The organism is Streptomyces sp. NPDC055140, assembly GCF_053607285.1.
In genome coordinates, this window is sequence record NZ_JBSGTG010000001.1 from 425,229 (window position 1) to 446,037 (window position 20,809).

Genomic DNA, 20,809 nt, shown 5'->3' on the forward strand with positions numbered 1-20,809 from the left:
ACTCCCGATGAGCGATCACCCGAGCGGAGGTTCGAGGCCAGACCTTAGTGACCTTCCTGTGATCAGTTCAAATCCTGACGGGAAAAAAGTCGGTCACCGAGCGCATTCTTTGCATTCAACTCACGTGCGGTAATGCTCGTTTGACACTACGTTGCGTAAACGATCCGCCAATTCGGGCATCAGGCCCAGAGGTTACGTATGAGACCTACGTTGCCTATGCGGCGAAGGGCCGAAACCTGCGCGGCGGTCGGTCAGCCGTGCGAGAGACGCTTCAGGAGCATCACGGAGGCGACGGGACGGGCGCCCGACCTGGCGACCCCGTCGGCCACCTCGCGGTCCGTGGAGACGACCACCACGGGCCGTCCGGAGGGCTCGGCACGCACCAGCTGGCGGATCAGTTCGTCGGCGGTCACACCCGCCTTCGAGAAGAGCACGCGCACCCCGCGCGGCGGCGCGAGCAGTACGGGCGCGACGAGTTCGGCCCCGTCGAAGACACAGGTCACCTCGGCGCCGGTCTGCGCGGCGAGCCGGGAGAGCGAGCCGAGCAGCCTCAGCCGCTGCTTCTCCAGCGGCATCGTCGGATAGCCGGTCTTGGTGACGTTGTAGCCGTCGACCACGAGATGGGCCTGCGGCAGAGCGAGCAGCTGGTCCAGGATGGCGGGGTCGTGCTCGGACAGGGCACGGGCCGCGATGTCCTTGGGCGACATCCGCCCGGGTTCGACGGCGTCCACGGTCTCGGCAGGGCGCACGGACACGGGCGGCAGCGCCAGCTCGCGGCGCAGCCCCTGGGCTGACTCCAGGACGGTGTCGAGCAGCAGCCGCACCCGCATGTCCTCGACGCTGCGGCCCTCGCGCGCCGCCTTGCGCGAGGCCTCGAGCGCCGCCTCGGTCTCGCCGAGCCGGGCCTTGAGCCGTCGCGTCTCGCTGTCGGCGGCGGACAGCTGCGCATGCGTCTCGGCCCGCACGGCCTCGGTCTCGCCGTGGACCTTGCGCAGGGCCGCCTCGCCGCGCTTGACGTCACTGAGCGCGCTGCGCAGCTTGCGGTGGAGGGAGTCGGCCTCCTTCTTCGCCGACTCCAGCTCCGCGCGCAGCCGTTCGGTCTCGGACCTGGCCTGCTCACGGGCGGCCTCGACCTCCGCGCGCAGCCGCTCCAGCTCGGCCTTCGCCTCCTCGTCGGCGCGCTCGGCGTCGGCCCGCACGGCCTCCTCGCCGGCGGCCGCTACGAGCTTCACCCAGCCCGTGGGCCGCAGCACATAGGCCGCGGCGGCCACGTCGAGGGGGTCGGCGGCGGGCGGCGGCGCCCCTGAGTCCAGGGCGCCGGCGAGCTCCGGCTGGGCCTCTCTGAGACGTTCGCCGATGCGCTGGCGGAAGAGCGTGTCGCTCTCCACGGCGGCGGCCATCGCATTGCCGGCGAACTTGGCGCGCCGGGTCGGGGTGAAGCGCGCATACTGCCGCAACTGGGGCGGCAGTTCGGCGACCGTCAGCCCGCCGAAGCCGTCCGAGACGATCTGCACGACCCGGCGCCGCACGCCTTCGGGCAACGGCCGGTCGAGCACCTCAGCGGCGCCGTCCCCGGCCTCCCCGCCTTCGCTCTCCACCATCCGTCACCCCAATGTCCGTAATTTCTGGGGGTTCGGCTCCCTCTCAGGAGCCGGCACCCGGCCTGTCCACGAGTTCGACCTGATCCACCGCGTTGCACCAGCGGCAGCGGACCGACTCGATGGTCTCACTGACCACCTCGCGCTCCTCGACCTTCGGGTCACCGGCGAGGTCGAGGTGAACGTATTCGACGACCTTCGACGAGCGGGTCACGTCGAAACGCGTGAGGTTGCCGCAGAGAGTGCAGCGCCAACGGGTCTCGGCGGTCGGCAGGGGAACCGTCATCGGGGCTGTCGCCTTCTTTCGGGGTCGTACGTTTTCCGTGGTGCGTGGTGCTCGTAACCCTACGGCCTGGCGGGGACCCCCCGCGCGGGCGTCCACAGTGGGGAATCCCGGCAGGCCGTCTGGGCAGGTGTGCACCGTTACGTCATGATCTGGCACATGATCGACAATTGGGGTGCGGCGGCGGGCAGGACGGTCAGGACGGCCGTCAGGAACCAGCCGGCACCGGTGACGTACGGGCTGATCGTGCTGTGCTGCGTGGCCTTCCTGCTGTCCCCGGCATCCGGGTTCAACCCCGTCTACGGCACGGGCGACCGGCTGCTCGCCGCACAGAGCGACTACTTCGCCCGCTGGGGCGTGATCCCCTCCCAGCTGCTCACCGGCTCCCCACGCGCCGCGCTCACCACCGTCACGGCCCTCTTCGTCCACGGCAGCTGGCTGCACCTGCTCGGCAACATGCTCTTCCTGTACGTCTTCGGCGCGATGGTCGAAGAACGTATGGGCCACCTCCAGTTCGCGCTCTTCTACCTGCTCTCCGGCTGCGTGGCGCTGCTCGGCTACGCGATCGCGCACGCGGGCTCCGGGCAGACCCTGGTGGGCGCCTCAGGGGCGATCTCCGCGGTGCTCGGGGCGTTTCTGTATCTCTTCCCCGGGGCGCGCGTGACGAGCCTGTTCCCGTTCCTGTTCTTCCTGCCGCTGCGGTTTCCCGCGTGGGTGGTGCTGCCGTTCTGGGTGGCGCTCCAGTGGGCCGCGGCGGGCCAGGGCAGCCGGGGGCCCGGGGTGGCGTACCTGGCGCACCTGGTCGGGTTCTCCGTCGGGTTCCTCTACGCCTGGGTGCGCTACAGAGGAAAAAGGAGGGGTGCGCAGAGCGCTTCTGCGCAAGGGCGGGGGCGGGAGACGGGAGGGCTAGAGTGAAAGCAGCCCCAGCCACGGCCACCGAGGGAGACAGCCAGCCGTGATCACCGCGATCGTGCTCATCAAGACCAGCGTGGACCGGATCCCCGAGATCGCCGAGTCGATCGCCGCCCTCGACAGCGTCAGCGAGGTCTTCTCCGTGACCGGTACGTACGACCTGATCGCCATGGTGCGCGTCGCGCGCCACGACGACCTGGCGGACGTCATCCCCGGGAAGATCAGCAAGATCCCGGGCGTGGAGGCGACGGACACGCACGTCGCGTTCCGCACGTACTCGCAGCACGACCTGGAGGCGGCGTTCGCGATCGGGCTCGACTCCTGATCCTGTCCGCTTGACGACCGAAGGCCGCCCCGAGGGGCGGCCTTCGTCATGTCCGGTGCGGTGCGCGGATCACACCGCGGGGACGCAACGCCCGTCCTCCGTGCGGTAGTTCCAGCGCGCGCCGTCGCGGACCAGCTCGGTGACGGCGCGGACGAAGCGCTCGACGTGCTCGTCCGGGGTGCCGGCGCCGAAGCTGACACGGATCGCGTTGAGGGACTTCTCGCCGGGCGCGGCCTCGGGCGCCCCGCACTCCCCCTGCGACTGCGGGTCGCTGCCCAGCAGGGTGCGCACGAGCGGGTGGGCGCAGAAGAGGCCGTCGCGCACGCCGATGCCGTACTCGGCGGAGAGCGCGGCCGCGAAGTGCGAGCTGTTCCAGCCGTCGACGACGAAGGAGATGACGCCGACGCGCGGGGCGTCGTCGCCGAACAACGAGAGCACCTTGACCTCGGGCACGGCGGCGAGACCGTCACGGACCTTGCCGATCAGGTACTGCTCACGGGCGACGAGCGAGTCGAAGCCCGCCTCGGTGAGGGCCTTGCAGGCGGAGGCGATGGAGTAGACGCCGATGACGTTCGGCGAACCGGCCTCGTGGCGGGCAGCGCTGTCGTGCCACTCGACATCCACACCGCCGTCGGCGCGCCGCGCGACCTTGCGGGAGGCGCCGCCGCCGGCAAGGTAGGGCTCGGATGCCTGGAGCCAGTCGGCGCGGCCGGCGAGGACGCCGGAGCCGAAGGGGGCGTACAGCTTGTGCCCGGAGAAGGCGATCCAGTCGACGTCGAGGTCCTGGATGTCGACGGGGTGGTGCGGGGCCAGCTGCGCGGCGTCGAGGACGACACGGGCGCCATGGGCATGGGCAGCGGCGGCGAGTTCACGGACGGGCCACAGCTCGCCGGTGACGTTCGAGGCGCCCGTGACGCACACCAGGGCGGGCCCGTAGGGGTCGCGGTCGGCGAGGGCGCTCTCCAGGGTCTGGACGGCCTCGCCGGGCGTGCGCGGCGCGTTCAGGTACGTCACGCGGGCGTCGCGCCACGGCAGGAGCGAGGCGTGGTGCTCGGTCTCGAAGACGAAGACCTCGCAGTCGGCGGGGAGCACGGCGGCGAGCAGGTTCAGCGAGTCGGTGGTCGACCGGGTGAAGATCACCTGGTCGTCCGCGCGGCAGCCGAGGAACTCGGCGACGGTCACGCGGGAGTTCTCGAAGAGGTCGGTCGACAGCTGCGACAGGTACCCGGCGCCGCGGTGCACGCTGCCGTAGTAAGGCGCGTAGGCCGCCACGTCGTCCCAGACCCGCTGGAGCGCCGGGGCGCTGGCCGCGTAGTCGAGGGCCGCGTAGGTGACCTCGCCACCGGTGACGAGCGGAACGGTGACATCCCGGCCGAGAACCGGCAGAGGGGTACAAAGCGACTGGTCGGCGGCAACGGTGGAGACAGACATGGCGAACTCCCGTGAGAGGTAAGCGAATTGACCGCGCCGGAGCCGATGGCTCGACGGCGCAGCCGAAAAAGAAAAGGGGTGTGCGGAGGTGGGGCGGAGATGCCCTATCGCATTCGCTTGCTCACGAGACTGCTCCCTTGAGGACCAGGACCCCAGGGTGTGCAGGGGTCCGCGCTTGCAGAGCACCTTGCTGTGCACTGCCTGGTCTTCACCCGGGGCACCCCGCCACGGACGGAGGGTTGCCGGACAGCGAGCCGGGGCCTAATCGCTGTCACTCATGACCTGCCGAGAAGTATGCCAGCTGATCGCTTCATCGCAACAGCGTGTCCGCATCCCGGACGGAGAGTGGTGGGGAGGCACCGGCCGGCGCCTCCCCACCTTGTCTTCCTTACGCGCTCACGCGTTGCTGGCCGCCACCCAGCGCTCCAGCGTCCGCTTCGCCGAGCCCGAGTCGATCGACTCGGCGGCACGTGCCATACCGGTCCGGATCTGGTCGGTCAGGGGGCCGTCGCCGGGCGTGAGAGCGACGAGCGCCGCCGCCGAGTTGAGGAGGACCGCGTCCCGCACAGGGCCCCTCTCACCGTCCAGGAGACGGCGGGCGACCTCCGCGTTGTAGGACGCGTCGGCGCCCCGCAGCGCGGACACCGGCACCAGATCGATGCCGACGTCCCGCGGGTCGAAGGTCTCCTCGCGCACGGCGCCGTCACGGACCACCCAGATCCGCGAGGTCGCCGTCGTCGTCAGCTCGTCCAGGCCGTCGTCGCCGCGGAAGACGAGGGACGAGTGGCCACGCTCGGCGAAGACGCCGGCCACGATGGGCGCCATCCGCGCGTCGGCGACCCCGACGGCCTGGGCCCGCACCTTGGCCGGGTTGGTCAGGGGACCGAGGAAGTTGAACGTCGTGCGGATGCCCAGCTGGCCGCGCGCCGCCGCCACGTGCCGCAGCGCGGGGTGGAACTTCACGGCGAAGCAGAACGTGATCCCGGCCTCCTCCGCGACCTCGGCCACCCGCTTCGGCGTGAGCTCCAGGTTCACGCCGAGCTTCTCCAGGACGTCCGAGGCGCCGGAAGACGACGAGGCGGCGCGGTTGCCGTGCTTGACGACCTTGGCGCCCGTGCCCGCGATGACGATCGCCGACATCGTGGAGATGTTGACCGTCTTGGCGCCGTCGCCGCCCGTGCCGACGATGTCGACCGTGTCGCCCGGGACCTCGATCACGTTCGCGTGCTCGTACATGGCCCGTACGAGGCCGGAGATCTCCTCCACGGTCTCGCCCTTGGCGCGCATGGCCACCGCGAACCCTGCGATCTGCGCGTCCGTGGCCTCGCCCCGCATGATGCGGTCCATGGCCCAGGCCGTGTCGTCAGCGCTCTGGTCGCGCCCTTCCAGGAGGCCGTTCAGGATCTGGGGCCAGGAACGGCCCGCCGCGGTGTTGCCTCCTGCGGGGGTCACAGCATTCATCTGCCGCTCCTGGTTTTTCGTGTGTATGGGAACAAGGCCACCCTATCCACCCCTGAGAGCGGCAAAGAGCCCCGTCCAGTGCCTGGACGGGGCTCTCAACGTGGCGACCATGGGGTCAGGTCAGGTGATCAGTGGTGGCCGTGGCCGCTGGTGATCTCCTTGTACTCCTCGACAGTCGGCTTCGGGATCTGGCTCTCCTCGCCGTACATCCCCTCGGAGAGCTTGGCCCGCAGCTTCTCCGTACCGGACACCTTGCGCTCCACACCGTTCTCGTCGACCGTCGGGCCGATCTCGAGCGGCGCGTACTGCTCGTGCGCGGTGAGGGTGTGCAGGGCGTCGGAACCGAGCGGCTGGTGGACCTCGATGAACTCACCGTGCGGCAGGCGCTTGATGATGCCGGACTCGCGTCCGTGCAGCACCTTGTCCTTGTCGCGGCGCTGGAGGCCGAGGCAGATCCGCTTGGTGGCGACGAAGACCAGCACGGGCACGATGAAGAACCCGATGCGCACGAACCAGGTGATCGCGTTGATCGACAGGTGGAAGTGCGTGGCCCAGAGGTCGTTACCGCCACCGACGAGCAGGACGAAGTACCAGCTGATCCAGGCGGCTCCGAACGCGGTCCGGGTCGGGACGTTGCGCGGGCGGTCCAGGATGTGGTGCTCGCGCTTGTCGCCGGTGACCCAGGACTCGATGAACGGGTAGACCGCGATGGCCACCAGGACCAGCGGGAAGATGATCAGCGGGATGAACACACCCAGGACGAGCGTGTGACCCCAGAGGTTGATCTCCCAGCCCGGCATGAAGCGGATCAGGCCTTCGGAGAAGCCCATGTACCAGTCGGGCTGGGCGCCGGTGGAGACCTGGTCGATCCGGTACGGGCCGATGGCCCAGATCGGGTTGATCGACGCGATCGCGGAGACGGCCGCGATGACACCGAAGACCAGGAAGAAGAAGCCACCCGCCTTGGCCATGTAGACCGGCAGCAGCGGCATGCCGACGACGTTCTTGTTCGTCTTTCCGGGGCCCGCGAACTGCGTGTGCTTGTGGTAGAAGACCAGGATCAGGTGGCCGACCACCAGGCCGAGCATGATGCCCGGCAGCAGCAGGATGTGGACCGAGTAGAACCGCGCGACGAAGTCGCCGCCCGGGAACTCGCCGCCGAAGAGGAAGAACGACAGGTACGTGCCGACGATCGGCACGGACAGGACCGCGCCCTCCATGAAGCGGACACCGGTGCCGGAGAGCAGGTCGTCCGGCAGCGAGTAACCGGTGAAGCCGGTGAACATGCCGAGGACGAACAGCAGGAAGCCGAACAGCCAGTTGACCTCACGGGGCTTGCGGAACGCACCCGTGAAGAACACGCGCATCATGTGCACGAACATGCCGGCGAGGAAGATCAGCGCCGCCCAGTGGTGGATCTGCCGGATCAGCAGACCACCGCGCACATCGAAGGAGATGTGCATGGTCGAGTTGAACGCCTCGGACATCAGCTGTCCCTGCAGCGGGACGTAGCTGCCGTGGTACTCCACCTCGTTCATCGACGGGTGGAAGAACAGCGTCAGGTACACACCCGTGAGGATGATGATGATGAAGCTGTAGAGGCAGATCTCACCGAGCATGAAGGACCAGTGGTCCGGGAAGATCTTGCGCATGTTGGCCTTGGCCAGGGAGTAGATCCCGAGCCGGCCGTCCGCCCAGTCGGCCACCCGCTCACCGGCGGGCGCCTTCTCACGCGAGGACGCGTCGTTGGTCGTCGTAGTGCTCATCCGCGCTCCCAGAAAGCAGGACCGACGGGCTCTGCGAAGTCGCCGAGCGCCTGCAGGTAACCCTCGCCGTTCACGCCGATACGCAGCTGCGGGAGCGCGTGGCCGGCGGGACCGAAGATGACGCGGGCGCCGTCGGAGAGGTCGAAGGTGGACTGGTGACAGGGGCAGAGCACGTGGTGCGTCTGCTGCTCGTACAGGGAGATCGGGCAGCCCACGTGGGTGCAGACCTTCGAGTACGCGACAACGCCCTCGTGAGCCCACGCGAGCTCTTGCTTGTCCTTGATCTCATCCGGCTGGATCCGGACCAGCATCAGGGCGGCCTTGCCCATGACCTGCTGGAAGTCCTCGTCCGTCTCCTCCACGCCCTCGGGCTTGGCGAAGGTGAGCGAGCCGACCACGATGTCCGAAGGACGCAGCGGCTCGTTCGTGTTCATGTTGACGAGGAGCTTGCCCTTCTTCCACGCGGTGTGCCGGAGCTTGTCCTCCGGCAGCGGACCGAGGTCACGAAGGAGGATGACGCCGGAGAGCGGGACCATCGCGACCGCGCCGAAGAGCGTGTTGCGGATCAGCTTGCGCCGGCCGAACTGCGACTCCTTGGCGCCCTGCTTGAAGTCCGCGAGGACCTTCGCCTTGACCGCGGGCTCGGCCGAGATCGCGTGGCGGTCGTCGGCGACCTCCACGTCGGACATCAGGGTGCGGGCCCAGTGGACCGCGCCCGCGCCGATGCAGAACAGGGCCACGCCGAGGGTCATACCGAGCGCGAAGTTCAGCGCGCTGAGGTGCCCGATCGGCCAGATGTAGACGCTCTTGTCGGCCTTGATCGTCACATACGAGGCGATGAAGGCGACCGTGGCGAGCATCGAGAGCATGAACAGGAAGGCGACCACGCGCTCGGAGCGCTTGGCGGCCCGCTCGTCGATGTCCTGGACCCGGTGCTCGTGGGGCGGCAGCCCCGGATCGGCGAAGGGGTCGTCCTTCACCGCGACCGAGCCGTGCGGCTGGTCGGCGTCCTGCGCGCTGGGCAGGTTCTCTTCTGGAATCTCTTGGCTACTCATGACTTCTTGGCCTTTGCGGTCCGAGCGGCGACCCAGACGGCGACGGCGATCAGTGCGCCGAGACCGAAGATCCAGGCGAACAGGCCTTCACTGACCGGTCCGAGCCCGCCCAGGTTCAGACCGCCGGGGCTCTCGGTGTCGTCGCCGTTGACCGCGTTGATGTACGCGATGATGTCCCTCTTGCTCTTCTCCGGCATCGTGGTGTCGGGGAAGGACGGCATGTTCTGCGGGCCCGTCTGCATGGCCTCGTAGATGTGCTTCGGGCTCACGCCCTCCAGGCTCGGCGCGAACTTGCCGTGTGTCAGCGCGCCGCCCTCACCGGTGAAGTTGTGGCACTGCGCGCAGTTGGTACGGAACAGCTCGCCACCGTTGGCGATGTCCGCACCCTCCGGGCTGACCTGGTTCTTCGTCGGGACGGTCGGACCGGCACCGAGCGAGGCGACGTACGCCGCGAGCTGGTCGATCTCGGCCTGCGAGTAGATGACCTTCTTCTTCGGGATCTGCGCGCCAGGCTGCTGCGCGGGCATGCGCCCGGTGCCGACCTGGAAGTCGACGGCCGCGGCGCCCACGCCCGTCAGCGGCGGACCGTCAGAGCTGCCCTGACCGCCGGTGCCGTGGCAACTGGCGCAGCCAACGGCGTAGAGCTTCTTGCCCTCGTCGATGGCGAGGGACTGGGCGGTTTCGTCGGCCTGCGCCTTGCTCGCGGGTGCGAACGCGGCGTACAGCCCCCCGGTGGCCGCCAGCGCGAGGAGTAGGACGACGACCGCCGCCAGCGGATGGCGTCGTCGTGCGGAGAGCTTTTTCACGGATTACCCCGGTGTCAGGATCTTCTGCGTCGGTGCTTGCTGGACGAGTCGGTGCGTCGGGATCGACGTACCGACTACTTGATCAAGTAGATCGTGGCGAAAAGGCCGATCCAGACGACATCGACGAAGTGCCAGTAATAGGACACGACGATGGCTGCGGTCGCCTGCTCATGGGTGAACTTCCTGGCCGCGTACGTGCGGCCGAGGACGAACAGGAAGGCGATGAGCCCGCCTGTCACGTGCAGTCCATGGAAGCCGGTCGTCAGGTAGAACACCGAGCCGTACGGGTCGGAGGACAGCGAGAGACCGTCCTTCTTGACCAGTTCGGTGTACTCGAAGATCTGACCGCCGATGAAGATCGCACCCATGATGAAGGTGACGATGAACCATGTCCTGAGCTTCTTCACATCCCCGCGCTCGGCGGCGAACACGCCGAGCTGGCAGGTCAGTGAGGAGAGCACCAGGATCGTGGTGTTCGTCGCTGAGAACGGAACGTTCAGCGACTCGGCCATTTCCTTCCAGTGATCTGGCCCCGTCACCGATCGCAGGGTGAAGTACATCGCGAAGAGGGCCGCGAAGAACATCAGCTCGGAACTCAGCCAGATGATGGTTCCGACGCTGGTGAGGTTCGGCCGATTGACCGACGGGTGCGCGTGCCCGGTTTCTACTGTCGTTGCTGTCGCCACGACCGACATTATGTCGGTCGCTTATCTCGCGCTCACTCCGGGGGGTGCCGTTCGGAGTGTCTGTGGGGTGTGTCCAGCTCGTATGGCCCATCGGGGCGGTGTCCGAACCGGTGTTGACGGGGTGTCGGGAGGAGTAGGCTCCGCGCAACGCTTCCCCACCTTGATGAGTCAAAGACGCCGAAGTCTCGGAGGAACGATGCAGTCGACCGCGACGGTCCTGGTCTACAGCGACAACGCAAGTACCCGCGAACAGGTCCGCCTCGCGACCGGGCGCAGGCCCGCCGCCGACGCCCCCGAGATCGAGTTCGTCGAGTGCGCCACGCTCCCGGCGGTCCTCAAGGAGCTGGACCGCGGCGGCATCGACGTCTGCGTCCTGGACGGCGAGGCCGTTCCCGCGGGCGGCATGGGCGTCTGCCGGCAGATCAAGGACGAGATCTTCCACTGCCCGCCGGTGCTGCTCCTGATGGGCCGCCCGCAGGACGCCTGGCTGGCCACGTGGAGCCGCGCCGAGGCCGCTGTGACGCTGCCGGTCGACCCGGTGGAGTTCGCGGGCGCACTGGCCGCTCTGCTGCGTTCGCGGCGCGCCGTGGAGGCGTAGGGCGCTTCGGCACGCCGACAGGGCGACCCGCAGCGCTGCCGCGGGTCGCCCCTTCCGTGTGTGGTCCGGAGTCAGAAGTCTCACACCTCGGGGCTCAGCCGGGCCGCCTGGACGCCGCTCCGGCCGCCGTCCGTTGCGGCCGCCTGGACGGCGCTGCCCTTCTCCCAGTTCTTCCAGCTGAGGTTCCAGTCGCCGAAGCCGTTGCCGAACGGGTCCATCTGCGCGCCGTTGCTGTTGACGACCTTCACGATGTCGCCGATGCGGAAGGTGTTGAAGAACCACTCGGCGTTGCTGGTGCTCATGCCGGTGCAGCCGTGGCTGACGTTGGCATATCCCTGCGAGCCCGCGGACCAGGGGGCGGCGTGCACGTATTCGCCGCTCCAGGTCACCCGGGTCGCGAAGTACACCGGCATGTCGTACGAGTCCGACGAGCCCTCGGCAATGCCGATGCTGGTGCTGCGCATCCGTACGAAGCGTTCCTTGCCGAGTACGACCTTGACGCCGTTGCGGGTCTCGAAGCCGGGCTTGCCGGTGGTGACGGGGATCGTGTTGATCACTCGGCCGTTGCGGTAGACCGTCATCTGGTGCGTGGCGGCGTCGGTCACGGCCTCTATTCGGTCGCCGATGGTGAGGCGAAGGGCCTTGGAGGTGCCGCCCCAGAGGCGGTCGCCGACCTTGATGCCATTGAGGGTGCTGTGCGCCTCCACGGTGGCGCCTGCGGGCCAGTACTCCTCGGGGCGGTAGTGCAGCGTCTTGTCGTCCACCCACGTCCAGGAGCCCGCCACGGCGGGCTCCGAGTCGACCTTCAGGCCCCTCTCCACGACAGCCCGTGCGGCCTTGTCCTTGACGGGGGCGCTGAGTACGGCGGTGACGGGCTGTCCGACGCCGTACTTTCCGGCATCGGGGCCGAAGGTGACCTTCAGGGACTTGTTCTTGCCCGGGTGGCCCGTGTCGAAGGTGAGGACCTTGCGGCCCGGCGCGCCGTCTTCGTCCTCGGTGCTCACCTGCACCGTGTAGTGGGCGTCAGCGGCGAGCGGGGCGGTGCTGTGCCACCTGCTGCCGTCGGCGGACAGTTCGCCCGCGACATAGCGGCCTATGGAATCGGTGGCAGTGACATCGGTGATGCGTGCTTCGTCGCCCTCCGAGGTGATCTCTATGGGCTTGTTCGGGTCGGTCTTCTTGCTCCCGGACTCCCCGGTGAAGCTGATCTCGCCCGCCGCGTCGTACGGCTTGGCGGAGAGCGGGTGACCGGAGCCGCCGCAGGCCGTGACGCTCGCACCGAGTGCGGTCACCAGCAGAGTGCAGCCCATTACCATGCGAATTCTCGGTGAGTGGTTCATGACCAACACGGTATGAACCCTGGCTGCCTGCGGCGCGTCGATTGGGCCGTCCGAGGCACGGCCGGTGCGGGGCATGGGAAAGGGCCCGGACACTCCGTCAGGAATGTCCGGGCCCTTCGGCGTCTGCCGGGCCCTACTGGGTCCGGTTCTCGCCGCGGTAGTACTCGAAGACCCAGCCCCACAGGCCGATCAGGATGATCGGGGCCGAGAAGTACATCAGCCACCAGCCGAAGATGACGCCCATGAAACCGAGCGCACCACCGATGGCCAGGGCGAGCGGCTGCCAGCTGTGCGGGCTGAAGAAGCCCACCTCACCGGCGTCGTCCGCGACATCGGCCTCCTTGTTGTCCTGCGCACCCGTGTCGAGCCGCCGGGCCGTGAAGGCCAGGTAGTAGCCGACCATGATGCACAGGCCGAAGGCCAGGAAGAGCGCCGTGGTTCCGGCGGGCTCCTTCGACCACACGCCGTAGACGATCGCCATGGCGAGCACGAAGACGCTCAGCCAGATGAACATCTTGCCTTGGACCTTCACTTGCCGGCCTCCTTGCCACCGGAGAGAGCGTTGCCCCCGTGGCCGCCGTTCTGGAGCTGGTCCATCGCGGCGATCTCCGGGTGGTGCAGGTCGAACGCCGGCGATTCACTGCGAATGCGCGGCAGGGTGAGGAAGTTGTGCCGCGGCGGCGGGCAGGACGTCGCCCATTCGAGCGAACGGCCGTAGCCCCACGGGTCGTCGACCCCGACCTTCTTGCCGTACTTGGCGGTCTTCCACACGTTGTAGAAGAACGGCAGGATCGACAGACCGAGCAGGAACGAGGAGATCGTCGAGATCGTGTTCAGCGCGGTGAAGCCGTCGGCCGCGAGGTAGTCCGCGTAACGACGCGGCATGCCCTCGACGCCCAGCCAGTGCTGCACCAGGAACGTGCCGTGGAAGCCGATGAACAGCGTCCAGAACGTGATCTTGCCGAGCCGCTCGTCGAGCATCTTGCCCGTGAACTTCGGCCACCAGAAGTGGAATCCGGCGAACATCGCGAAGACCACGGTGCCGAAGACGACGTAGTGGAAGTGCGCGACGACGAAGTACGAGTCCGAGACGTGGAAGTCCAGCGGCGGGGCCGCCAGGATGACGCCGGTCAGACCACCGAAGACGAAGGTGATCAGGAAGCCGATCGTCCAGAGCATCGGTGTCTCGAAGGACAGTGAGCCCTTCCACATCGTGCCGATCCAGTTGAAGAACTTCACGCCTGTTGGTACGGCGATGAGGAACGTCATGAAGGAGAAGAACGGCAAGAGCACGCCGCCGGTGACGTACATGTGGTGCGCCCACACGGTCACGGAGAGGCCCGCGATCGCGATGGTCGCGCCGATCAGGCCCGAGTAGCCGAACATCGGCTTTCTCGAGAACACCGGGATCACTTCGGAAATGATTCCGAAGAATGGCAACGCGATGATGTACACCTCTGGATGGCCGAAGAACCAGAAGAGGTGTTGCCATAGCAAGGCGCCGCCATTACTGGCGTCGAACACATGGGCACCGAACTTGCGGTCCGCCTCCAGGGCGAACAGCGCGGCGGCAAGGACCGGGAAGGCCAGCAGGACCAGCACACCGGTCAGCAGCACGTTCCACACGAAGATCGGCATACGGAACATCGTCATGCCGGGTGCGCGCATGCAGATGATCGTGGTGATGAAGTTGACCGAGCCGAGGATCGTGCCGAAGCCGGAGAAGGCCAGACCCATGATCCACATGTCGGCGCCGATGCCCGGCGAGCGGACGGCGTCCGAGAGCGGGCTGTAGGCGAACCAGCCGAAGTCGGCCGCACCCTGCGGGGTGAGGAAGCCGCCGACCGCGATGAGCGAGCCGAAGAGGTACAGCCAGTACGCGAACATGTTCAGCCGCGGGAACGCCACGTCGGGCGCGCCGATCTGCAGCGGCATGATCCAGTTCGCGAATCCGGCGAACAGCGGCGTCGCGAACATCAGCAGCATGATCGTGCCGTGCATCGTGAACGCCTGGTTGAACTGCTCGTTCGACATGATCTGGTTGCCGGGACGAGCGAGCTCGGCGCGCATGAAGAGCGCCATGAGTCCGCCGATGCAGAAGAACGCGAACGACGTGACCAGGTAGAGCGTGCCGATCGTCTTGTGGTCAGTGGTGGTCAGCCACTTGACGACGACATTCCCCGGCTGCTTGCGCCTGACCGGCAGCTCGTTCTCGTACGAGTCGTCAGCTGCGGCGGCACCCTGGGGTTCGTTGAGGATGCTCACAGGTTGTTCGTCTCCCGGTTCTTCTCGTGGCTCGTCTGCGCGATGCCGGACGGGATGTAACCGGTCTGCCCCTTCTTCGCGAGGTCCTTGAGGTGCTGCTGGTAGCGCTCAGGGGAGACGACCTTCACGTTGAACAGCATGCGCGAGTGGTCGACGCCGCAGAGCTCGGCGCACTTGCCCAGGAAGGTGCCCTCCCGGTTGGGAGTCACCTCGAAGGCGTTGGTGTGGCCCGGAATGACGTCCTGCTTCATCAGGAACGGCACCACCCAGAAGTCATGGATGACGTCGCGCGAGGTGAGGACGAACCGGACCTTCTCGCCCTTGGGGAGCCAGAGGGTGGGGCCGGGGTTCTTCGTCTGCGGGTTCACCGATGCCGGCGTACCGGCCTCGTAGACGCCGCCGGCGTTCGCCGGGAAGTCCTCGATGAAGCGGTCCGGAATGCCGGCCAGTTCCTTCGAGGTCTTCGCGTCGCCCGTGGAGCCGGGCACGTTCTCGACGTAGTTGAAGCCCCAGCTCCACTGATAGCCGACCACGTTGATCGTGTGGGCCGGCTTGTCGGCGAGGCTGAGGAGCTTCGTCTCGTCCCGTGCCGTGAAGTAGAAGAGGACCGAGACGATGATGAGCGGTACAACCGTGTACAGCGCCTCTAGCGGCATGTTGTACCGCGTCTGCGTTGGTACCTCGATCTTGGTGCGGCTGCGCCGGTGGAAGATGATGCTCCACAGGATCAGGCCCCAGACAAGGACACCCGTGGCGAGCGCTGCCGCCCACGAGCCCTGCCAGAGGGAGAGGATCCTGGGTCCTTCTTCCGTAACCGGGGTCGGCATACCAAGACGAGGGAAGTCCTTGTATGTGCAACCAGTAGCGGTTACCAGGATCAGGCCCGCAGTCAGCACCTGCGGCAGCTTCCGCCGCATCGGGCGCCGCGACGAGCGGTCGGAGCCGTTGGGACTCACGTAGCGCCTTCCCGAGAGTCTCGCCCGCGCTGGTTGGCTACGGCCGTCTCGCTGGTCGCTCGCCGCCCTGGCACACGGGCAGGGGTTTGGATGTTTATGCGGACCAAACCCTACTGGACGCTATTTGGGGTCGCGCGGGGAGGGTGCCTAACGCGCCGCGGGTCACTCAGAAGGGGTGGAACTTGCTGTTCCGGGGGGATCTGACGGGGGATCGGGGGGATGTCCGACGGGCGCGGGAGCGGGCGGGCCGACGGGTGCACGCTCCGGGCGGCGGGTCCCGGCGTGCTCCGCGCCCCTGGCCCGACGCCGCGCTCACCCGGGGCTTTACCGTTGCGGTGTGTCCTACTTCGACGCTGCATCCTCCGCTCCCCTGCATCCCGTGGCCCGGCAGGCGCTGCTCGCCTCGCTGGACGAGGGGTGGGCCGACCCCGCCCGGCTCTACCGCGAGGGGAGGCGGGCCCGGCTGCTGCTGGACGCGGCCCGCGAGGCCGCCGCAGACGCCGTGGGCTGCCGCCCGGATGAGCTTGTTTTCACCCCTTCGGGGACTCGTGCCGTGCATGCGGGAATCTCCGGCGCGCTCGCTGGACGCCGGCGTGTAGGCCGGCATCTGGTGGTTTCCGCGGTCGAGCACTCCTCGGTACTCCATTCGGCTGGCGCGCTGGAGGCGGACGGCGGCTCGGTGACCGAGGTGGGCGTGGACCGGGCCGGTTCCGTCTCGCCCGGCGCGTACGCCGATGCGCTCAGGCAGGACACGGCGCTCGCCTGTCTCCAGTCCGCCAACCACGAGGTGGGGACGGTGCAGCCGGTGGCCGAGGTCGCCGCGGCGTGCCGGGCCGCCGGGGTGCCGCTGCTCGTGGACGCGGCGCAGTCGCTCGCGTGGGGGCCGGTCGAGGGCGACTGGTCGCTGCTCGCGGGCAGCGCGCACAAATGGGGCGGCCCGGCGGGCGTCGGGCTGCTCGTCGTGCGCAAGGGGGTGCGGTTCGCGGCCCAAGGCCCGGCCGACGAGCGGGAGTCGGGGCGGGCGGCCGGGTTCGAGAACATTCCGGCCGTCGTGGCGGCGGCGGCCTCGCTGCGGGCGGTGCGGGCCGAGGCCGCCGAGGAGGACGCGCGGCTGCGGGAGTTGACGGAGCGGATCCGGGCCCGGGTGCCGGGGCTCGTGCCCGATGTCGAGGTGGTGGGCGACCCGGTGCGGCGGCTGCCGCACGTGGTGACCTTCTCCTGTCTCTATGTCGACGGAGAGACTCTGCTGCACGAGCTGGACCGGGCCGGTTTTTCTGTTTCGTCCGGATCGTCGTGCACGAGCAGCACGCTGACGCCGAGCCATGTGCTCAAGGCGATGGGGGTGCTGAGCGAGGGGAACGTACGGGTGTCGCTGCCGCTCGGAACGGCCGGGGACGACGTCGAGCGGTTCCTCGGGGTGCTGCCGGGGACGGTGGCGTCGGTACGGGAGCGGCTGGGGGCGACGGCCGTGACCGCGCCCACCCCCGCGCCGGCGAGTGCGCCCTCGCTCGTGGTCGACGCGCTCGGCAAGCGGTGCCCGATCCCCGTCATCGAGCTGGCGAAGGTGATCGGGGACGTGCCGGTGGGCGGGACCGTGACCGTGCTCGCCGACGACGAGGCGGCGCGGCTCGACATCCCGGCGTGGTGCGAGATGCGGAGCCAGGAGTACGTCGGGGAGGAGCCGGCGGAGCGCGGTGCCGCCTATGTGGTCCGCCGGCTCTCCTGACGGGACTACTTCAGGTGCTGCTGGACCTCGGCCGCGGCCTCGTGGCCGTACGCCTTGGTGAAGCGGTCCATGAAGTGGCCGCGGCGCAGCTGGTACTCCTGCGTGCCGAGGGTCTCGATGACCAGCGTGGCGAGCATGCAGCCGACCTGGGCGGCGCGCTCATGGCCGACGCCCCAGGCCAGGCCGGACAGGAAGCCCGCGCGGAACGCGTCGCCGACGCCGGTCGGGTCGACCTTGGCCTCCTCCTCGGCGCAGCCGACCTCGATCGGGTCCTCCCCGACGCTCTCGATGCGGACGCCGCGCGAGCCGAGGGTCGTGACGCGGTGGCCGACCTTGCCGAGGATCTCCTCGCCGGTCCAGCCGGTCTTGCTCTCGATGAGGCCCTTCTCGTACTCGTTCGAGAAGAGGTACGTCGCGCCGTCCAGGAGCGTGCGGATCTCGTCGCCGTTCATCCGGGCGATCTGCTGCGAGAAGTCCGCGGCGAACGGGATGGAGCGCGAGCGGCACTCCTCCGTGTGGCGGAGCATGCCCTCCGGGTCGTCCGCGCCGATCAGCACCAGGTCGAGACCGCCGACGCGCTCGGCGACGGACTGCAGCTCGATGAGGCGGGCCTCGCTCATGGCGCCCGTGTAGAAGGAGCCGATCTGGTTGTGGTCGGCGTCCGTGGTGCAGACGAAGCGGGCCGTGTGCAGGACCTCGGAGATGCGGACGGAATCGGTGTCCACGCCGTGCCGGTCGAGCCAGGCGCGGTACTCGTCGAAGTCGGAGCCCGCGGCGCCGACCAGGATCGGGTCCGTGCCCAGCTGCCCCATGCCGAACGCGATGTTCGCGCCGACACCGCCCCGGCGGACGTCGAGGTTGTCGACGAGGAAGGAGAGGGAGACCGTGTGCAGCTGATCCGCGACCAGCTGGTCGGCGAAGCGGCCGGGGAAGGTCATGAGGTGGTCGGTGGCGATGGAGCCGGTGACTGCGATACGCACGGCGTGGTCACGTCTTCCTGAGCGGAGGGGGTTGACGCTTTACGCTACCGGGTCGCGTCCGTCCGACTGAAGCGGCAAAACTACCCGATAGTAGGTCTTTCTTCGCGGGGCCGGACCTGCATAGCGTTCCTTTATGACGAACCTCAAGGTCCGCACCGCGTCCGCACCGCTCGACCTCGAAGGCGGCCTCGCGTCCCTGCGCGGCGACTGCGCCCGAATGGCCCCGCACTGGACGGCCCCCGCCAAGGACAAGCAGACTCCCGTCGCCCCCTCCCTCCCCCACGGCGTCGTCGTGCCCTCGAAGTCCGCGCGGCTCATCGACTCGATGTCCGAATACGGGGACTAGAGAGGCGCCCTCGCGGGCCCTGGGGAGCGAGGAGGGAACCGCACGCTCCCCCGCCGCGTCCCATCGCTGTCCCCCGTATAGGGGATACGGCGTACGACGCGGCAGCTGAAGGAGCGATGTGGTGAGCACCGAGCAGACGCAGGATCGACACCGGGGGCGGTCCCCGCTGGCCGTCGCCTCGGTCGCGGCAGCGGTACTCCTCGTCGGTGGCGGTGGCGCGTATTTCGCGGCGACCTCGGCCGACGGCGACGGCCGCGGCGGGACTCCGGCGGCCGGCGACGACTCCACTCCCCCGCCGCTGGCCCTGGACGGCTACCAGGAGGGCGGCGCGGGCTCCACCTCGGGAATCGCGCCGGGCGAGCCCGACCCGAACGGCACCCGTTACCGGGCCGACGGCAAGCTCCCCACGGGCCCCGGCGACGCCCCCGTCTACCGGAGCGAGGGCGAGGTGACCGCGGCCGATGTCGCCGCGCTCGCCAGGACGCTCGACGCGCAGGGCACCCCGCACCTGGAGAACGGCGCCTGGAAGGTGGGCCCGGCGAAGGACGGCTCGGGCCCCTCGCTCCAGGTGACCGAGCGGGCACCCGGCGCCTGGACGTACGCGCGCTACGCACCGTCCGCGGGCCACAAGTGCGCGAGCCCCACCCGGTGCACCGAGGCGCCGGGGAACGGCAGCACCGAGGACGCCGTGAGCGAGGACGCCGCGAAGAAGGCGGCCGCTCCGGTGCTCAAGGCGCTCGGCCAGGACGACGCGAAGCTCGACGCGCGCCAACTGATGGGCGCGATACGGGTGGTGAACGCGGAACCGCGCGTGGGCGAGCTGCCCACGTACGGCTGGACCACGGGCGTGCAGGTCGGCTCGGACGGTCAAGTGGTCGGCGGCAGCGGCCAGTTGAAGAAGCCGGTCAAGGGTGACACGTACCCCGTGATCAGCGCGCAGAGGACGCTCGATCTGCTCAACTCCACGGCTGTCGGGGCCGGTCGCGTCGGTATCGGCGGCTGCGCGAGCCCGGTGCCGGTGAGGGAGCGCGACGAGGCGCCGTGCAAGGCGCCGACGAAGCTGCCCGCGGCGGAGCCCGTCCATGTCACGGGGGCCACGTTCGGGCTCGCGGTGCAGTTCACGCAGGGGCGGCAGATCCTCGTACCATCGTGGCTGTTCCAGGTGAAGCCGCAGGGCGGGCAGGCGGCGTTCACGGTGACGCATCCCGCGGTGGACCCGAAGTTCCTGACGTCGCCGCACGCGCCGGGGCCGACCGACAAGCCGAGCCCGCGGCCGAGCGTCAGGCCCGGCGATCCGGGGACCGACACCCGCGACGTGCGCCCCGACGGCTACACCGTGGACGGGCGGACGCTGACGGCGCACTTCACGGGCGGCGTGTGCAGCACCTACACGGCCACCGCGACGGAGCAGGACGGCAAGGTCGCCCTGAAGGTCACGGAGACGCAGAAGAAGGGCACGGTCTGCATCGCGATGGCGAAGTTCTACACGCTGCCGGTGACGCTGGACGAGCCGCTCGACGGCCGGAAGGTCGTGGACTCCAAGGACAGGGCGGTGCCGCACGCGGACGGCAAGCGGGGGCCCGAGCCGGCACCGCAGAGCTGACCCCGTAGCGCAACGCGAAGCGGCGGTTCCCCCTCTGACAGGGAACCGCCGCTTCGTGTGCGTACAGGCTCAGGCTCAGCTGAACGAGTCGCCGCAGGCGCAGGAGCCCGTGGCGTTCGGGTTGTCGATCGTGAAGCCCTGCTTCTCGATGGTGTCGACGAAGTCGACGGAGGCGCCGCCCAGGTACGGGGCGCTCATGCGGTCGGTGACGACCTTGACGCCGCCGAAGTCCTTCACGACGTCCCCGTCGAGGGAGCGCTCGTCGAAGAAGAGCTGGTAACGCAGGCCGGAGCAGCCTCCGGGCTGTACGGCGACACGCAGCGCCAGGTCGTCGCGCCCTTCCTGGTCAAGGAGGGCCTTGACCTTGGCCGCGGCGGCGTCGGACAGGAGGATGCCGTCGCTCACGGTGGTGGTCTCGTCCGATACGGACATCTGCTTCTCTCCAGGGTTGTACGGAGACTGCTTGCCGACGTTCCAACCGGCGGGGCCGCGGTTTCATTCCGGCCCTGGCGCTCGTGTTTCGCCTCTCGGCGAGTTCGGCTTCCTTGCCCTTTCATGCTCGCACACCGCGCGCGCGGCGGGCACGGGCCGGTCCGCGCGGATTGCGTCACATCGACACGATGGCCATCGTCATTCTGACGTGAAGCAGTTATGATAGATAGCGTCATTTCG

The 20,809-nt window shown here is 68.7% G+C and carries 20 protein-coding genes and 1 riboswitch; of the genes, 6 read left to right on the forward strand and 14 right to left on the reverse strand.

All coding sequences use genetic code 11. The annotated features are described in order from the left end of the window. Positions 1 to 251 precede the first annotated feature (251 nt). Positions 252 to 1,601 carry an NYN domain-containing protein gene (locus tag ACWFR4_RS02015; protein WP_453463471.1) on the reverse strand — a complete coding sequence of 450 codons (1,350 nt, stop codon included), beginning with the start codon at positions 1,599 to 1,601 and terminating at the stop codon, positions 252 to 254. Positions 1,602 to 1,644: 43 nt separating this feature from the next. Continuing rightward, on the reverse strand, positions 1,645 to 1,884 hold the full coding sequence (locus tag ACWFR4_RS02020; RefSeq protein WP_100592168.1) for a hypothetical protein: 240 nt from the start codon (positions 1,882 to 1,884) through the stop codon (positions 1,645 to 1,647). A 156-nt stretch (positions 1,885 to 2,040) separates the two neighbouring features. Between ACWFR4_RS02020 and ACWFR4_RS02025 the strand changes: the two genes are divergently transcribed. Both ACWFR4_RS02025 and ACWFR4_RS02030 read left to right on the forward strand, forming a co-directional pair. After that, positions 2,041 to 2,796 (forward strand): rhomboid family intramembrane serine protease, encoded by a 756-nt coding sequence (locus ACWFR4_RS02025; RefSeq protein ID WP_453463486.1) that lies wholly within the window; start codon positions 2,041 to 2,043, stop codon positions 2,794 to 2,796. Positions 2,797 to 2,836: 40 nt separating this feature from the next. Continuing rightward, positions 2,837 to 3,118 (forward strand): Lrp/AsnC family transcriptional regulator, encoded by a 282-nt coding sequence (locus ACWFR4_RS02030; RefSeq protein WP_100592167.1) that lies wholly within the window; start codon positions 2,837 to 2,839, stop codon positions 3,116 to 3,118. Between the two features lie 69 nt (positions 3,119 to 3,187). On the opposite strand, the gene ACWFR4_RS02035 is transcribed toward ACWFR4_RS02030, so the two are convergent. The 6 genes from ACWFR4_RS02035 to ctaE all read right to left on the reverse strand — a co-directional run bounded on the left by ACWFR4_RS02035 (position 3,188) and on the right by ctaE (position 10,332). Next, positions 3,188 to 4,549, reverse strand: a complete 1,362-nt coding sequence (locus tag ACWFR4_RS02035) for an aminotransferase class V-fold PLP-dependent enzyme (RefSeq protein WP_453463468.1) — start codon at positions 4,547 to 4,549, stop codon at positions 3,188 to 3,190. Positions 4,550 to 4,715: 166 nt separating this feature from the next. Then, positions 4,716 to 4,832: riboswitch (SAM riboswitch) on the reverse strand. Between the two features lie 113 nt (positions 4,833 to 4,945). Continuing rightward, entirely contained in the window at positions 4,946 to 6,010 is a 1,065-nt protein-coding gene (trpD, locus tag ACWFR4_RS02040) for an anthranilate phosphoribosyltransferase (protein ID WP_453650269.1), read from the reverse strand. A 128-nt stretch (positions 6,011 to 6,138) separates the two neighbouring features. Then, positions 6,139 to 7,776, reverse strand: a complete 1,638-nt coding sequence (gene qcrB / locus ACWFR4_RS02045; RefSeq protein WP_453463463.1) for a cytochrome bc1 complex cytochrome b subunit — start codon at positions 7,774 to 7,776, stop codon at positions 6,139 to 6,141. Further along, positions 7,773 to 8,831, reverse strand: a complete 1,059-nt coding sequence (gene qcrA / locus ACWFR4_RS02050) for a cytochrome bc1 complex Rieske iron-sulfur subunit (RefSeq protein ID WP_453463461.1) — start codon at positions 8,829 to 8,831, stop codon at positions 7,773 to 7,775. Before qcrA ends, qcrB begins: the two co-directional genes overlap by 4 nt. After that, on the reverse strand, positions 8,828 to 9,637 hold the full coding sequence (gene qcrC / locus ACWFR4_RS02055; protein WP_453650271.1) for a cytochrome bc1 complex diheme cytochrome c subunit: 810 nt from the start codon (positions 9,635 to 9,637) through the stop codon (positions 8,828 to 8,830). The genes qcrA and qcrC overlap by 4 nt, the downstream gene beginning before the upstream one ends. Before the next feature lie 74 nt (positions 9,638 to 9,711). Beyond that, entirely contained in the window at positions 9,712 to 10,332 is a 621-nt protein-coding gene (gene ctaE, locus ACWFR4_RS02060; RefSeq protein WP_100592161.1) for an aa3-type cytochrome oxidase subunit III, read from the reverse strand. Between the two features lie 187 nt (positions 10,333 to 10,519). On the opposite strand from ctaE, the gene ACWFR4_RS02065 reads away from it, so the two are divergent. Further along, the gene (locus ACWFR4_RS02065) at positions 10,520 to 10,921 is read left to right on the forward strand and encodes a hypothetical protein (protein ID WP_453463455.1); all 402 of its coding nucleotides are present in this window, start codon (positions 10,520 to 10,522) and stop codon (positions 10,919 to 10,921) included. Positions 10,922 to 11,001: 80 nt separating this feature from the next. On the opposite strand, the gene ACWFR4_RS02070 is transcribed toward ACWFR4_RS02065, so the two are convergent. The 4 genes from ACWFR4_RS02070 to ctaC form a co-directional block, all read right to left on the reverse strand. Beyond that, positions 11,002 to 12,261 (reverse strand): Ig-like domain-containing protein, encoded by a 1,260-nt coding sequence (locus ACWFR4_RS02070; protein WP_453650273.1) that lies wholly within the window; start codon positions 12,259 to 12,261, stop codon positions 11,002 to 11,004. A 133-nt stretch (positions 12,262 to 12,394) separates the two neighbouring features. Next, the gene (locus ACWFR4_RS02075; protein WP_326713375.1) at positions 12,395 to 12,793 is read right to left on the reverse strand and encodes a cytochrome c oxidase subunit 4; all 399 of its coding nucleotides are present in this window, start codon (positions 12,791 to 12,793) and stop codon (positions 12,395 to 12,397) included. After that, positions 12,790 to 14,526: an aa3-type cytochrome oxidase subunit I gene (gene ctaD, locus ACWFR4_RS02080; protein ID WP_453463449.1), complete on the reverse strand. Its 1,737-nt coding sequence runs from the start codon at positions 14,524 to 14,526 to the stop codon at positions 12,790 to 12,792. Before ctaD ends, ACWFR4_RS02075 begins: the two co-directional genes overlap by 4 nt. Beyond that, positions 14,523 to 15,482 (reverse strand): aa3-type cytochrome oxidase subunit II, encoded by a 960-nt coding sequence (gene ctaC / locus ACWFR4_RS02085; RefSeq protein WP_453463446.1) that lies wholly within the window; start codon positions 15,480 to 15,482, stop codon positions 14,523 to 14,525. Before ctaC ends, ctaD begins: the two co-directional genes overlap by 4 nt. A gap of 337 nt (positions 15,483 to 15,819) precedes the next feature. Between ctaC and ACWFR4_RS02090 the strand changes: the two genes are divergently transcribed. Next, entirely contained in the window at positions 15,820 to 17,208 is a 1,389-nt protein-coding gene (locus ACWFR4_RS02090; RefSeq protein WP_453650275.1) for an aminotransferase class V-fold PLP-dependent enzyme, read from the forward strand. A 5-nt stretch (positions 17,209 to 17,213) separates the two neighbouring features. On the opposite strand, the gene ACWFR4_RS02095 is transcribed toward ACWFR4_RS02090, so the two are convergent. Next, the gene (locus ACWFR4_RS02095) at positions 17,214 to 18,188 is read right to left on the reverse strand and encodes a carbohydrate kinase family protein (protein ID WP_453242819.1); all 975 of its coding nucleotides are present in this window, start codon (positions 18,186 to 18,188) and stop codon (positions 17,214 to 17,216) included. A gap of 133 nt (positions 18,189 to 18,321) precedes the next feature. Between ACWFR4_RS02095 and ACWFR4_RS02100 the strand changes: the two genes are divergently transcribed. Continuing rightward, positions 18,322 to 18,534: a hypothetical protein gene (locus ACWFR4_RS02100; RefSeq protein ID WP_326713372.1), complete on the forward strand. Its 213-nt coding sequence runs from the start codon at positions 18,322 to 18,324 to the stop codon at positions 18,532 to 18,534. 121 nt (positions 18,535 to 18,655) lie between these two features. Then, positions 18,656 to 20,137, forward strand: a complete 1,482-nt coding sequence (locus tag ACWFR4_RS02105; protein WP_453650277.1) for a hypothetical protein — start codon at positions 18,656 to 18,658, stop codon at positions 20,135 to 20,137. Between the two features lie 75 nt (positions 20,138 to 20,212). Here the strand turns inward: ACWFR4_RS02105 and ACWFR4_RS02110 are convergent, their stop codons facing one another. Next, a complete protein-coding gene (locus ACWFR4_RS02110) occupies positions 20,213 to 20,569 on the reverse strand; it encodes an iron-sulfur cluster assembly accessory protein (RefSeq protein WP_100592151.1) in 357 nt (118 codons plus the stop codon). Positions 20,570 to 20,809 lie beyond the last annotated feature (240 nt).